The 13,842-nt window shown below is 55.7% G+C and carries 11 protein-coding genes and 1 pseudogene; 5 read left to right on the top strand and 7 right to left on the bottom strand.

All coding sequences use genetic code 11. From position 1 onward, the window contains the following. Window positions 1–4 precede the first annotated feature (4 nt). The 5 genes and pseudogenes from ACR3EJ_RS13130 to ACR3EJ_RS13110 all read right to left on the bottom strand — a co-directional run bounded on the left by ACR3EJ_RS13130 (window position 5) and on the right by ACR3EJ_RS13110 (window position 4,795). Window positions 5–880, bottom strand: coding sequence for a branched-chain amino acid ABC transporter permease (locus tag ACR3EJ_RS13130; protein WP_010440044.1), 876 nt, complete (start codon window positions 878–880; stop codon window positions 5–7). Window positions 881–922: 42 nt separating this feature from the next. Beyond that, window positions 923–1,951, bottom strand: a complete 1,029-nt coding sequence (locus tag ACR3EJ_RS13125; protein ID WP_170539611.1) for an alcohol dehydrogenase catalytic domain-containing protein — start codon at window positions 1,949–1,951, stop codon at window positions 923–925. A gap of 210 nt (window positions 1,952–2,161) precedes the next feature. Then, complete coding sequence (locus tag ACR3EJ_RS13120; protein WP_170539614.1) at window positions 2,162–2,680, bottom strand: hypothetical protein; 519 nt, start codon at window positions 2,678–2,680, stop codon at window positions 2,162–2,164. Between the two features lie 222 nt (window positions 2,681–2,902). Beyond that, window positions 2,903–3,661, bottom strand: a pseudogene (locus ACR3EJ_RS13115) (IS5 family transposase). A 102-nt stretch (window positions 3,662–3,763) separates the two neighbouring features. Next, complete coding sequence (locus tag ACR3EJ_RS13110; RefSeq protein WP_170539617.1) at window positions 3,764–4,795, bottom strand: LacI family DNA-binding transcriptional regulator; 1,032 nt, start codon at window positions 4,793–4,795, stop codon at window positions 3,764–3,766. Window positions 4,796–4,908: 113 nt separating this feature from the next. On the opposite strand from ACR3EJ_RS13110, the gene ACR3EJ_RS13105 reads away from it, so the two are divergent. The 5 genes from ACR3EJ_RS13105 to ACR3EJ_RS13085 are packed head-to-tail and all read left to right on the top strand — an operon-like array spanning window position 4,909 to window position 10,862. Next, window positions 4,909–6,420 (top strand): tripartite tricarboxylate transporter permease, encoded by a 1,512-nt coding sequence (locus tag ACR3EJ_RS13105; RefSeq protein ID WP_170539618.1) that lies wholly within the window; start codon window positions 4,909–4,911, stop codon window positions 6,418–6,420. Next, window positions 6,417–6,872, top strand: a complete 456-nt coding sequence (locus ACR3EJ_RS13100) for a tripartite tricarboxylate transporter TctB family protein (RefSeq protein ID WP_170470138.1) — start codon at window positions 6,417–6,419, stop codon at window positions 6,870–6,872. The genes ACR3EJ_RS13105 and ACR3EJ_RS13100 overlap by 4 nt, the downstream gene beginning before the upstream one ends. A 41-nt stretch (window positions 6,873–6,913) precedes the next feature. Beyond that, window positions 6,914–7,873, top strand: coding sequence for a Bug family tripartite tricarboxylate transporter substrate binding protein (locus ACR3EJ_RS13095; protein WP_170539621.1), 960 nt, complete (start codon window positions 6,914–6,916; stop codon window positions 7,871–7,873). A 59-nt stretch (window positions 7,874–7,932) separates the two neighbouring features. Continuing rightward, the gene (gene sauS, locus ACR3EJ_RS13090) at window positions 7,933–9,354 is read left to right on the top strand and encodes an acylating sulfoacetaldehyde dehydrogenase (protein WP_170539624.1); all 1,422 of its coding nucleotides are present in this window, start codon (window positions 7,933–7,935) and stop codon (window positions 9,352–9,354) included. Continuing rightward, a complete protein-coding gene (locus ACR3EJ_RS13085; RefSeq protein WP_170539627.1) occupies window positions 9,351–10,862 on the top strand; it encodes an AMP-binding protein in 1,512 nt (503 codons plus the stop codon). Before sauS ends, ACR3EJ_RS13085 begins: the two co-directional genes overlap by 4 nt. 236 nt (window positions 10,863–11,098) lie before the next feature. Here ACR3EJ_RS13085 and ACR3EJ_RS13080 read toward each other — a convergent pair whose 3' ends face one another. Together ACR3EJ_RS13080 and ACR3EJ_RS13075 are read right to left on the bottom strand one after the other, a co-directional pair. Beyond that, complete coding sequence (locus ACR3EJ_RS13080) at window positions 11,099–12,190, bottom strand: aminomethyl transferase family protein (RefSeq protein WP_170539630.1); 1,092 nt, start codon at window positions 12,188–12,190, stop codon at window positions 11,099–11,101. 12 nt (window positions 12,191–12,202) lie between these two features. Further along, window positions 12,203–13,765, bottom strand: coding sequence for a trimethylamine methyltransferase family protein (locus tag ACR3EJ_RS13075; protein ID WP_480422958.1), 1,563 nt, complete (start codon window positions 13,763–13,765; stop codon window positions 12,203–12,205). Window positions 13,766–13,842 lie beyond the last annotated feature (77 nt).

Here is a 13,842-nt window from a genome sequence, read left to right as displayed (position 1 = left end):
GCGCTTAGACCTTCTTGACCCGCACCTGGCTGAACAGCCCGTGCGGTCGAAAGATCAGTACCGCCAGCAAGAGCGCATATGGTGCGATCTGGCTGTATCCGGCGGCGACATAACGGCTGGCAAAAGGTTCGATCACTCCGACAATCAGCCCTCCGGCCAATGCACCCGGAAGGCTGCCGAACCCTCCGATCACTGCGGCCGCAAAGGCTTTGATTCCCAGCAATCCGGTCGTGGGATCAACCGAGCCTTTGGCGGCGAATAATATTCCGGCGATTCCGGCAACGACTCCTGCCAAGGCCCAGATAAACCCCTGAACGCGCTTGACCGGGATACCCATGTAATAGGCTGCCAACTGGTTTTGCGACGCACCCTGCATGGCAAGCCCCAGCTTGGTCTTGCTGAAAAACACATAAAGGCCCCAGGTTAGTAGGATAGTGACGACGATAACAGCCACATCTTCCATGCCTAGAACCAGTCCACCAAACCGGATTTCCTTTCCGGCCAGAGGATTCTGCAGCGTTTGTGGCTCGTGCCCCCAGATCAGACCGGCGGCAAACCGGATCACAAAGCCCAAAGCGATGGTAAGGATCACGACCGCGGTTTGGCTTTCGCCAAACAAGCGACGGATGATCAGCCGATCAATCAGATATCCCAACGCCCCCATAATCATCAGTGAGATTGGCAATGCCAGCCAGAAGGGCAGACCCATATATTCAGTATTCGTAAGGCCGATAGTGACAAACGCACCCAGCATCATGAAATCGCCCTGCGCGAAATTCACCGCCTCGGTCGCTTTGTAAATCAGAACAAAGCCCAGAGCGATCAGGCCGTAAACGCAGCCATTCGCCAGCCCGCTGATCAGCAGCTGTGCGTTATCCAATCTCACCCTCCCTCAGCCGGTTACGTCCGGCGCTTCGTTCTACTATGGCGTGATAATCACCTTGCCGTCACTCTTTTTTAGAGCGTCTGCCAGATTTGGCAGCACTTCTCGCAACGAAAGCCTTGCGGAAACATCTGTGTGCCAGCGTCCGTCCGCAAATCGCGCCTGTACTTCGCCGACAACGCGCATTTGATCAGCCGGGGGCGTGTCCATCATCCAGCGGGTCAACCAAAACCCTTCGATCCGTTTGCTCATAAAGATCAACTGTCCCATCTGGGTCAGCTTTGGCAATTCAGTGCTGAGCTTGCCGTAACACACCCAGCGCGCGCCATTGGGCATGGCACAAAACACTTGCTCGGACAGTTGGTCTGCAACGGCATCAAGGAACACACGAGGTTTTAGGTTTTTGCTGATAGTCGCGAACTGCGTGGCTGCATCAGCGCCACCAGTTACCACCACCTCTGCAGCGCCGAGGGCCTTTAGCGGGTCAACCGTCTCAGCTCGTCGCACCAATGCGATTGGTTTCAACCCAAGGTCCCGCCCAAGGCTGCACATCAATTTTCCGAGTTGGCTGGTCGCAGCGGATACCACAAAGGCCTCACCTGAATTCTTCGCGATATCCACCATCGCCATAGCTGTCAGAGGGTTAACAATCTGCGCAGCACCGTCTTCGTCTGAGATATCGGGCCGCAAAGGGATGCACATCTGAGCTTGCGTGACGACATATTCGGCCCATGCACCTGAGCCTGCTGCAACAAACGCCACCCGCTGATCCTGCAGGGCTTCAGCGCCGGCACCTGTGGCGACAACGTCTCCACATCCTTCGAAACCTGCAGCAGCACCTTTGACCCGAGGCTGACCGTATTCGCCTTTGATAAAATGGATATCAGATGGGTTAACCGAGGCAGTTCGCAATCTGATCAACACCTGACCCGGCCCGGGAACGGGCAAGGGCAGATCGGCTTCGGCCAACCAATCCGATGCCTTTTCCAAAACGGGTCCGGTGGCAGTACCTGAATAGCCGTCATGTGTTTGAACAATGGCAATCATGGAGTCGGGCAGAGCGGTCATTTTACAATCCTTTTGGAAAGGAAGTTCAACACAATGTGGAAACTACTTCAACGTAACACTCTGACAAACATCTAAAATTGTATTTCCCAGTGTTGCAGAACTAAGCGTTCTTGGGTTTGCTGCATTACTTTGCACGATCGCGACACTAAGGAATCAAAGTACCCAAGCTTAGCTGAACCAGCCCCAACCGGGCTGGTTCAAAGAGCCGTACTACTGCGTCAGCAAGTTGCGCAGGTCTTGTATCTTGGCGACGATCAGCTCGGGCGATGCTTTAATATCGTCGAGAATCGTAAGAGCTTTGGATTTAACATCCTCAGTCAGAGTGCTGTCCTGGATCGATGTGACCAGCGCGTCATAGTCAAAATTCTGTGCAGTCAGCATTCCCTCTTGAACCCAGGAATTAAACAGCTCTTGCCCCTGCGCCGTGAGCGCAGCAACTTGCTCTCCGGCGTCGGAAGCTGCATCGCTGGCTTGTTCTGCGACAGATGACGCCGCTTCACTTGCCTGATCTGCAACCGAAGATGCGGCCTCAGACGCCTGCTCAGTCGCCGCTTCAACCGCATCGCTCGCAGCCTCTTGAATGGCTGTGGCTGCCTCGCCAACAGCGTCGGATGCGTCCTCGGCAGCCGATTGAAGCTGTTCGGCCGGTGTTGGTTCAGGTTTTGTGGCGAAATAGTATGCCCCTCCGCCAATGATGGCGATGGCAACAACTAACAATAGACGCGACATAGGGGGTCTCCTTCAAATAATGTGTCGCCGACATGGGTTGAATTTACCCTAGCGCCAAGGGGAAAACCCGTGAATCTGCAGCACATTCCGGGTTTGAGCTACACTGTGCTGATAGGCATGGTATGCGGTGGCAACATCATGCCGTATTCGGTCGATTGATCAGATAAAAACACGTTTCGGAAGTTTGTGGTGGAAACTCAAGCGGCCAACTAGGCTCAGGACTCATAGCCAATAGATAACGAGTGCGGCGAGCGCGATTGCGGACAGGAAGACCTTCGGGCATCTGTCGTATCTTGTTGCAACTCGCCGCCAGTCCTTCAGCCTGCCGAACATGATCTCGATCCGGTTACTTCGTTTGTATCGTCGCTTGTCGTATCGAACTACCGTCTTGCGTTGTTTTCGACCGGGGATACAGGCGCGTATTCCTTTGTCTTTCAATGCTTCTTTGAACCAATCAGTGTCATAGCCTCGATCACCCAGCAACCAATCGACCTTTGGTAGACTGGAAACGAGAGCCCGATCGCCGGTGTAATCAACTGACCTGACCGGCGGTTATGAAGAAGTTCAACGGTCATCCAGTGCTGTCACAGATCGCGTGAAGCTAGGTGTTCATCCCGCCCTTTGTCCGCCCGATCAGACGGCTACGTCCCCCTTTTTCACCGCAAGGCTCGACGCCGTGCGATGGGCTTTGAGGCAGGTTGCGTCGATCATGACTGTATTCTTTTCACCGTGATCTGCGGCCAAACCAATCAACATACCAGCAAAGATACCCTTATCGCTCCATCGCTTCCAACGATTGTACAATGTCTTTTGCGGCCCGTATTCTTTGGGTGCGTCGCGCCACCTTAACCCATTGCGATTGATGAAGATAATCCCGCTCAGCACACTCTTATCGTCAACACGGGGCTTGCCATGGGACTTCGGAAAGAAAGGTGCAAGCCGCGCCATCTGCGCGTCGCTCAACCAGAATAGACCACATATGTTCACCGCTCGTTTTTCGACCCGTGAGTCACGCAACCAAACGGAATTCAATGGCTCCCGAGCCTAACAATTTCAGTTGGCGAAATAATCTGTCCAAGTAGGTTAATATACTGACACCGGGCTTGTCGTTCCTCGAACGACACACTCGAGTTCGCAACAAATTTTAAAAGGCTCTGGATGTTCTGACGTAATGTAGTCGGTGAACCTCTCGCCTGCGAGTTTGCCGATGTTTTCTGCCGGGATGCGAATGGTTGTGAGGCCCGGCTCAACATCCGCTGATCCTTTGAAGTCTCCGATGCCGATGATCGAGAGATCGTCTGGAACCTTCAACCCCAGGCTCTGGGCCGCAAATAATGCGCCTTGCGCAATGACGTCATTGCCGCAAAGCAGAGCCGTAGGACGTGAGTGCTTCGTCAAGAGGGTCAGGGCTGCTTGCTTAGCTTGCGATACACTATATGGGGCTTCAGACTCATGTTCACTCGGAACGGAAATACCCTTTTCGTTAAGCGCTGCATGCACGGCAGATATTCGATGTTGGGCGCGGTCATTACCATTGGTTTGGGGAAATATCAGCCCAATGTCACGGTGCCCCAAGCCCAGTAGATGTTCCGTCGCAAGACGCCCGGCCAGCCGATTGTCGGCCCCAACACAAGGAAGGATGGATTCTTCCGAAAAATTCCATATAGCGAGCGCGGGTATTTTCTGCTGTTCGATCAGTCGGGCGGTGGCGTCAGAATGTTCCAATCCAACCAGCGCTACTCCGTCGACACGATGTTCAAGAAATTTTCGGACCATCGCGTATTCCCGATCGAGGTCATATCCATGCGACGCCAGCAACAGGCTGAACCCGGCATTGTCGATTGAGTCCGAGAAGGCCTGAATCACTTCGGCAAAAATGGCGTGGTTGATCGTGGGGACGACCAGGCCGATGGTGCCGGAACGTTTGCCATGCATCGTTTGCGCGGCACGGTTTCGGATATATCCCAACCTTTGCACCGCCCGATTGATCTTTTTCCGAGTCGCGGGGTTGACCAAATTCGGGTGATTGAACGTGCGCGACACTGTTGACGGTGACACTTTTGCGGCCTTTGCGACCGCCACAATATCCACCTTACCCTTTTGAAAGTTAGACATAATATTCTCTCATTTGATCGAATTTATGAAAACATTTGCAATACTATTTTCATCGCCTACCCTGATTTGTCAACAAAAGTAAAAGTGTGAACCGATGGGTTGGGAGTCCCTGAATGGAATTCATTTATTACTTCGGAGACGTATTCACGCCGCTGTCTTTTATGCTGCTGTTGGGTGGCACGATCGGGGGGCTCATCCTGGGCGCGACGCCGGGCTTGTCGCCAACAATGGCGGTCGCACTATTGATCCCTTTCACCTTTCAACTGGAAGCGGCGCAGGGCCTGATCCTGCTGGGTGCCGCCTACACTTCAACAGTCGCAGGTGGTGCAGTCAGCGCCATCTTGCTCAAGATCCCCGGTGCGCCAGCAAATATCGCAACGACCTTGGATGGGCATACCATGGCCAAACAAGGTCAGGGTGCGCGGGCGCTGCAATTGTCGTTTCTGGCTTCAGCCGTAGGTGGCATTTTTGGCGTGCTTTTACTGATCTTTCTAACCCCGGCGCTGGCGAAATGGGCTTTGGCTTTCGGGCCGTCACATCTGTTCTGGCTGGCTATTTTGGGCGTAACAGTAATCGGGACGCTGGATTCCGCCTCGGTGGTTAAAGGTCTGCTCTCAGGCTGTATCGGGTTGTGGCTGGCCACAATCGGGTTTGATGACATCATGGGCGCGCAGCGCTTCATCTTTCACCCTGCTTTGGGAGGCGGGATCAATATCATCGCCGCGCTGATTGGCCTGTTCGCGATACCGCAGGTGCTGACAATGTTCGCCAAGGGTCGCCACAACACCGGTGCCGAAGTCATCGAGGTGCAACGGCATTCTATCCTCGAAGCCTTCCGCGAACTCTTTAGTCGCACACGCGCGTTGAGCATCGGAACGCTGACCGGCTCGATCATCGGCCTGATCCCCGGCGTCGGAGGGCAGATCGCCGGGCTCGTCGCTTATGACCAGACCAAAAAGTTCTCGTCTGAAAAAGACAAGTTCGGCACAGGACATTCCGAAGGCGTAATCGCCGCGGAATCGGCCAATAATGCGATGGTAGGCCCATCTTTGGTGCCGCTGCTGACCCTGTCGATCCCGGGTAGCCCAACCGCTGCCGTTCTACTGGGCGGATTGCTGATCCATGGGATTTTCCCAGGTTCGGATCTGTTCGACAACCATCCCGACGTGGCTTGGACTTTCATCAACTCGATGCTGATCGGGCAGGTCTTGATGTGCATCTTTGGCCTCTATGTCGCCGGTCTCGCAGCGCGTGTAGCCCAAGTCCCGCAGTCGGTTATGGCAGCCATCGTTCTGGCACTGTCGGTCTTCGGGGCCTATTCGGTGCAGGGTTCGATGGGCGATGTTTATGTCATGGCCTGTCTTGGCATCGGCATGTTCTTTCTGGAACGTTTCGGATTCTCTGCCGCACCGCTGGTGCTGGGTCTGATCCTTGGCCCCATCGCCGAAGCCAACTTTATTCAAGGCGGGATGATCGCCGACGCGACCGTCGGCAAGGCTTCGTATTTCCTGACCGGTGGACTGAACCTGTTGCTGATTGCAGTGGTGCTGGCCTCAATCGCTTACTCAGTCTGGATGGAACTGCGCCACCGTCGCTACACCACGAAAGAGGAGGCGCAGGCATGAACCGCTCGCAACACGTATTCGGGTCGGGTCTGGTCTTTGCCGTGGGTCTATGGGTGACCTGGGTCAGCTATACCCAGCAACCGGCCGAGGCATTCCTATTCCCGCGTCTTATCGCATCAGTTTTCGTGGTTCTGGCCGGATGGACATTTGGCAAAGCGGTAATGGGCTTGTCCAAGGTCGGGAATGGCGTAACACGCACGATGTTCCTGAACATGTTGCCGGGTTTGATCATTACACTGATCTACGTGTTCTGGGCGGCCAAGTCGTTGGGCTTCTACACAGCGACGGCCATCGCATTTTTCGTTCTGCTGTCGATTTATGATCCAGCCCCACATTCCGAAACCAAAACCTGGGTTAAGCGCGGCGTCATCACGGCAGTCTTTTTGGCGGTGATGTACGGGCTCTTCGCCATGCTTCTGAACGTCTACACACCAAGAGAGATTCTGTTCTAACCGCGCAGGGCGCGGGGAACTAAATTAGGGAGGAAACGCAAATGAGACGAATGATTGCAGGGGCCGCATTGGCCTTCATGAGCCTGACAGGAGCCGCAGTGGCAGAGGAGTACCCCGAACGGCCGATCATGATGATGGTCAGTTACGGCGCGGGAGGCGCGACCGACTTTCAGGCGCGCATTGTCACCATGACATCCGGTAATGAAGACGCGCTTGGAATGCCCATTGCCATTATCAACAAACCCGGGGCAGGTGGCCGTGTGGGCTGGAACTGGTTTGCCACCCAGGCTGATCCGGATGGCTACACTCTGGCAGCCTACAACGTCCCCCATTTTATCGCTCAGTCGATCAAAGGCGGGGTGGAATATTCGACCGACAGCTTTGAACCCATCGCGAACTGGGGCGCTGATCCGGCTGTATTTGTCGTTGGCGCGGACAGTGAGTTTAACTCGATGGAGGATGTTGTCGCCTTTGCCAAGGAAAACCCAGGCAAGCTGACCGTTTCCGGCGCGGGTCTTTTTGTGGGTCACCACATTGCAGCCTTGCAGATCGACAAGGCAGCGGGAACCAAGATGGCCTACATCCCGACCAAAGGTGGCGGGGCCGCGGCCATGAAAGCCGTGATCGCCGGTGAAGTGTTGGGCGGTATCAACAACCTGTCGGATGCGTTCCGCGCGCAGGAAGCGGGCAACGTCAAAATTCTGGGTGTTGCTGACCTCGAGCGTAACGCATTCCTGCCCGACGTGCCGACGATGATGGAACAGGGATTGGACGTCGACAACTCGTCGGTCAATTTCCGAGGCGTGATGGTGCCCAAAGGCACTCCACCCGAGGTTATCGAGAAACTCTCGGCAACAGTGCCCGAGATGTTTGCCAATTCCCGCGTTGCCAAAAAGATGGAGGCCGGCGGTTCACCTATGCACATCATGACACGTGATGAAGTGATCGAGATGTGGGCTCAGCGTCAGCAGACACTGAACGAGTTGCTTGCCGGCCTCTAAGCCGGACGGACGCAGCGGGGCGGAGTTGGTCCGCCCCGAACAATATATCGAGGACCAAGATGAACGCTCAGGACGGGATTTCGCCGGAAATAGCCGAAGTAGATCGTATCGTAGCTCAAGCGCGCAAGGCGCAGAGGGATTTCGAAGCTGGTGGAAGTCAGTCGCTATACGACAAAGCGGCACTGGCAGCGGGATGGGCCATAATGGAACCAACGCGCAATCGGACGCTGGCGGAAACTGCGGTTGAAACCACCGGTCTGGGCAACGTGCCGGACAAGATCACCAAGAACCACCGGAAGACACTCGGCCTGCTGCGCGATATTGCCGACGTGAAAACCCACGGCGTCATCAGTGACGACCCGAAAACAGGTGTTACCGAAATTGCGCGCCCTATCGGCGTGATCGGCGCGGTTGTGCCGTCGACCAACCCCGCTGCTACGCCCGCGAACAACATCATTAATGCGCTAAAAGGCGGCAACTCTATCGTTGTGGCGCCGTCACCAAAAGGCGTGGCGTCTTGTGAGATGTTGATTGCCTACATCCATTCTGAATTCGACAAGCTGGGGCTGAATCCCAATTTGGTTCAGATGATCCCCGCGCCCGGGTCCAAGGCCAAGACGCAACGGTTGATGGAAACTGTGGATCGGGTGATTTGCACCGGCAGCCAGAACAATGTCCAACGTGCGCAATCCTGTGGCACGCCGGCTGTGGCCGTTGGCGCTGGCAATGTGATTGTAATTGTGGACGAGACCGCTGATTTGCAGGCAGCGGCAGCCAAAATCACGGCTTCAAAATGTTTCGACAACGCGACGTCTTGTTCTTCTGAGAACGCGCTGGTCGTGGTGGACGCAGTCTATGACGCGTTCGTGGCTGCAATGGCTGCCGAGGGCGGTGCCTTGGTGCCGTCCTCTAAGGCAAGTGACATCGTGGCGCGACTTTGGCCCGATGGCCATCTCAACCGATCGGCTATAGCGCAGGACGCCGACAAAATGCTCGAAGTCTTGGGGATGGCGGGCAAAGTACCTGAGGGGACTAGATATCTGGCGGTGGAGACTGATGGAATCGGCCCGGATCATCCTTTGTCAGGCGAAAAGCTCAGTCGGGTTCTGGCTCTCTATCGTGCTGCAGATTTTGAGGCGGCCAAGGCCATAGCGTCGCGCATTTTGGCACATCAGGGGGCCGGGCATTCGGTTGGCATACATACTGGCGACGACGAGCGTGCGATTGGATTGGGTAATGATTTGCCAACCTGTCGGGTCATCGTAAATCAGCCGCACACCTTTGCCACTGGCGGCAGTTTCACCAATGGAATGCCTTTTTCCCTTTCGATGGGCTGCGGTAGCTGGGGTGGCAATTCAATCGACACCAACCTGCATTGGCGGCATTTCGTGCAGACCACCAAGATCGTTCGAGAAACATCCCCGCGTGAACCCGAGCTGGAAGAGATCTTCGGTGACTACTGGTCGGAGGCCGGACAATGATGGAACCGCCCAAGGGAACTGTTCGCGAATGGTTAGACTTCAGGGCAAGCCAGGGAGGAACCGGTTTTGTTTTCCCGGATGGGACACCGGAGCTGAGTTGGAGTGAGTTGCGCGAAACGGCCCACCGCATCGCAGTTATGTTAACCGGCATGGGTGTGGAGAAAGGAGAAAGCGTCGCGATCCTGTACCCTAACTGCCGTGAAGCGCTAGAGATCCTTTTCGGCGTCCTGTATGGCGGGTTCCGGGCGACGATGATTAACCTTGTCGCTGGTGACAGCGCCGTGGCCTATGCGCTGGAACACAGCGGCGCGCGTTATGGCTTCGTCCATCCCGGACAGATGGATTTGTTCGCGCGCACGGCCAATCCTGATGAGGTCACCGCGCTGCGGGTTGAAGATGCCCAGAGTTCCGATGGCAACTTGCATGACCTCTCATCCGGCGACCACGCGCTTTTGATGTACACATCCGGCACGACCGGGCGTCCAAAGGGCGTGGTCCACACGCATTCCAGCCTGCTCGCCGGAGGCTGGACAACCACCGTGGCGCATGATTTGACCGAAGCCGACCGTGGGTTCTGCGTTCTGCCGATCTATCACATCAACGGTCTTTGTGTGACGGTCATGGGAACACTGGTCTCGGGCGGATCACTGGCCATGTGCGATCGGTTTTCGGCCAGTCGGTTCTGGGGCAATATTGGAAAGTCCCAAGCGACATGGTTCTCTGTGGTTCCAACCATCATTTCCCACCTGCTGCACTCGGATACCTGCCCGGACACCCAAACGCGCCAGAATGTGCGTTTCGGTCGTTCTGCGTCGTCAGCGTTGGCCCCGGATGTGCAGCGCGCCTTTGAGGACCGGTTCAAAATCCCCATCGTGGAAACTATGGGTCTCACGGAAACAGCAGCGCAAATTCTATCCAACCCATTGCCTCCAGCCGTTCGCAAGATCGGCTCTCCCGGCATCCCATACGGGAACGAGGCGGCAATTGTTGATGCCGACCTGCGAACTGTTCCACACGGATCAGAAGGCGAGTTGGTTATTCGCGGACCAAATGTAATGCTGGAGTACCTCAAGGACCAAGACGCAACCAGGGGCACGTTTACGTCTGACGGATGGTTGCGAACTGGTGATCTCGCCCGCATGGACAAAGACGGTTATGTTTTTGTCACCGGCCGATTGAAGGAGCTTATAATAAAAGGCGGCGAAAACATTGCGCCGCGTGAGATTGACGAAGCACTTTATTCGCATCCCGATGTTGTTGAAGCCGCCGCATTTGCACGTCCTTGCAAAAGCTACGGCGAAACCGTCGAGGCAGCGGTCAAAATTCGTGAAGGGTCCCAGGTGACGTCGCTGGGCCTTTCGAAACTTTGTGAAGCTCAATTGGGTCGTTTTAAGTCCCCCGACGAAGTTCATATCTTGCCGGAACTTCCAAAAGGGCCGTCGGGAAAGATTCAAAGAAACAGAATACTCGAGATCGTTGGCGAGAAGGCCAACGACTTGAAGAAATAAACATCTGTGATGCTGTGTGTTTGAAAATCCAATGTTCGCACTTCATATGCTGCGCAGCAGCACCGTCAGAGTCGCTTAGGGTCTTATTTGAGCCTGGCTGCCGTCAATCGAGGTGCTGAAATACTGCGCGCCACACCAAAGGCGGCTTTGGACGACTGCACCGCGGCATCATATTTGGAACGTTGAAGTCCACTTTGGGCCGCCAACAGTTTTTACGGAAACCCGCAACGATCTCCTTATTCGTGCGTTCGTAGCTTCGTTGGATCGTAGATGGGGTAGGTTGCGATCTTTGCTTTTGTGTTTAGGCCCTCGCCTGCGACGGAGAGCGTCGTTCCAACAGCCAGTTCTGGAACAACATGCGCAAGGGCAAGGGACTTTTCCATCCGGTGTGAGTAGCAGGGGCTGTTGATCACGCCGACGGATTTGCCATCCAACAAAAGCGTTTCACCGCCAACAACCATGTTGGTGTGGTCAATTTCCAGGCAAACATTGTTTATTTTTTCGGCCCTCTTTGCTGCCGAGACGGCAGCTTTTCCGCGATAGTCGGCCTTGGTTGTGCTTACGGTAAAGCCTAAGCCAACCTCCCATGGGGTGTTTTCCTCGGTCATGTCATAGCCGTAAAACAGCAGCCCGGCTTCGATACGCACCTTGTCCAAAGCGGTAAAGGAACAGGGCATGACTCCCTGTTGCGCGAGCTTGTCCCAGATATCCGTAATCACTGCCCCATCTGCAAAAATCTCGTAACCGCGTTCGCCGGAATAGCCTGTGCGTGAGATGCGGCACGGATAGCCAAAAAGCGTCGCCAGTGCGTGTTCGAAATAGTCCAACTCTGCCAAGTCGATATCTGTGTAGGCGTTCAGGATCTCCAAGGAGGCAGGGCCCTGCACCGAAAGGTCATGCAGATTGTCAGTAAAGTCGATCTGAACGTCACGCCCTGCCGCCGAGGCTTCCAGCAGTGCCATGGTGTCACCGGAGCCGTGCACGACCATCCATTCATTGTCACCATTGTTCGACACGATTGCATCGTCAGCGATCCCGCCTCCATCGGTCAGAACACAGAGGTAGGCAGCCTTGCCAGGTCCAACTTTGGTCAGATCGCGCGTGGTCAGATGGTCCAGCACTGCCTGAGCTTCAGGGCCTCGCACGAGCACTTTCTTCAGGGGAGACATGTCGAACATACCGGCCCGTTCACGGACCGCATCGTGCTCATCGTTGGGATCCGAGTTATAGGTCCAGGCCGTACCCATGCCGTTCCAGTCCTCCAACCCAGAGCCAAGCGCGGTATGGCGCGATGCAAGGGCGGATGTGCGAATAAGTTCTTCGGTCATGGATCTTCCTTTCTAGTACCATTCGTCCGGCATCCGGGATTTGCGTTCAGACACGAAGTCATCAAGCGCGGCTTTTGTGCCGGGGTTCATTTCGGGCTGTTGATAGTCGTCCAGCATTTGGCGCCACCGCGCCGTGGCGCGTTGGTCTGACGTGAGCGCGCCGTTCTCCGTCCAGGTCTCGAAAGGGCCGGCATCCGGGATTTGCGGTTCAAAATTCGCCGATTTGTAGTGACGCAGCGTGTGACTGGTGGAGAGGAAATTCTCACCCGGTCCGGTTTCGAGATAGGCATCTCGACCGAAAGCCTCGTCGTCGACGTCAAAACCCTGCAAAAGTTTCAGCATCGCGCCGCAGTGATCTACGTCCATGATGAACTTCTCGTAGGACATGACCAACCCACCTTCGAGCCAGCCCGCCGCATGCCAGACCTGATGTGCGCCGGATAGAAGTGTGGACCACATGGCCCCCGTACTGTCCTGCATCGCTTGCCCGTCCGGGGCGTTGGACGCGGTGATTTGTCCGCCGCCCGAGCGCACCGGGACACCAAGTCTGCGCCCCAGTTGCGACAACGCCATGGTGACCATGTTCGCCTCTGCCGATCCGAAGGTCAGAGCGCCCGTGCGGAGGTTCATGTTTGAGTGAAAGGAGCCCATGACAACCGGGCAACCGGGCCGGGCAAGCTGCGCCAAGGCGATGCCGACCATTGCTTCAGCCAGTGTCTGTGCGGCAACGGCTGCGGGCGAAAGCGGCCCCATGGCGCCTGCAAAGATCGCCGGAGAGATACACACACATTGGTTTGCTTCAGCATAGATGCGCAGCGCGGACGACATGGTGTCATCGAAAACCAGTGGAGAGTTGACGTTGATATTGGCCTGCATCACGGCGTTGTATTCCATAACGTCGCCCCCAAAGACCAATCGCGCCATGTCGATGCTGTCCTGCGCGCGGTCTGGCGCGGTGACAGACCCCATGAAGGGTTTGGTGGACAGGGTGAGGTGCGCCAGCAACATATCCAAATGTCGCTTGTTCACGGGTACATCCGTTGGCTCGACAACGGTTCCACCCGAATGATGCAGGGCAGGGGAGCTGTATGTGAGTTTGATAAAGTTGCGGAAGTCTTCGAGCGTCGCGTACCGACGACCATTGGTCAGATCGCTGACAAAAGGTGACCCGTATCCCGGCATCAGAACAATATTGTCGCCGCCGAGTGTCACAGTTCTGGTCGGGTCCCGACCGTGCAGTTTGAACTCGGACGGTGCTGTAGCGCAAAGGTCGCGTGCATGTCCCGGGTCAAACCGAACGCGTTCACCTTCGACGTGAGCACCTGACTCGGCAAACATCTCTAACGCTGCTTGGTCGCCTCGAAAATCGATCCCGATCTTGCCCAGAATCCAGTCCGACTGTTCTTCGATCCGCGTCAAAGCCGCATCGCTCAGCAACGCGTATGCAGGTATCTTTCGCTTCGCAAACGGAGCGCTGGCCGCAAGTGTGCCTCGACACGAGGACCGACTGCGACGGGATCGGCTGCGGCGCTCTGCCGGTTGCGGTGTATCGGTTGTTGCGTTCAAGGAACCCAAACGCGTTACTCCTGCTCTTCAGTATCGGATTTAGAATGGGCAATGGTGCGTGATTGGAAATCGAAATTTTCTGGTCT

The organism is Ruegeria sp. AB11, from assembly GCF_056536325.1.
The sequence above is the reverse complement of the archived record's forward strand: the minus strand, read 5'-3'. Positions and strand labels throughout refer to the sequence as shown.

Coding starts and splice junctions, on each gene's coding strand:
- ACR3EJ_RS13100 (WP_170470138.1), top strand. CDS start 6,417: ATGAACCGCTCGCAACACGTATTCGGGTCGGGTCTGGTCTTTGCCGTG.
- sauS (WP_170539624.1), top strand. CDS start 7,933: ATGAACGCTCAGGACGGGATTTCGCCGGAAATAGCCGAAGTAGATCGT.
- ACR3EJ_RS13110 (WP_170539617.1), bottom strand. CDS start 4,795: ATGTCTAACTTTCAAAAGGGTAAGGTGGATATTGTGGCGGTCGCAAAG.
- ACR3EJ_RS13095 (WP_170539621.1), top strand. CDS start 6,914: ATGAGACGAATGATTGCAGGGGCCGCATTGGCCTTCATGAGCCTGACA.
- ACR3EJ_RS13080 (WP_170539630.1), bottom strand. CDS start 12,190: ATGACCGAAGAACTTATTCGCACATCCGCCCTTGCATCGCGCCATACC.
- ACR3EJ_RS13125 (WP_170539611.1), bottom strand. CDS start 1,951: ATGACCGCTCTGCCCGACTCCATGATTGCCATTGTTCAAACACATGAC.
- ACR3EJ_RS13105 (WP_170539618.1), top strand. CDS start 4,909: ATGGAATTCATTTATTACTTCGGAGACGTATTCACGCCGCTGTCTTTT.
- ACR3EJ_RS13120 (WP_170539614.1), bottom strand. CDS start 2,680: ATGTCGCGTCTATTGTTAGTTGTTGCCATCGCCATCATTGGCGGAGGG.
- ACR3EJ_RS13085 (WP_170539627.1), top strand. CDS start 9,351: ATGATGGAACCGCCCAAGGGAACTGTTCGCGAATGGTTAGACTTCAGG.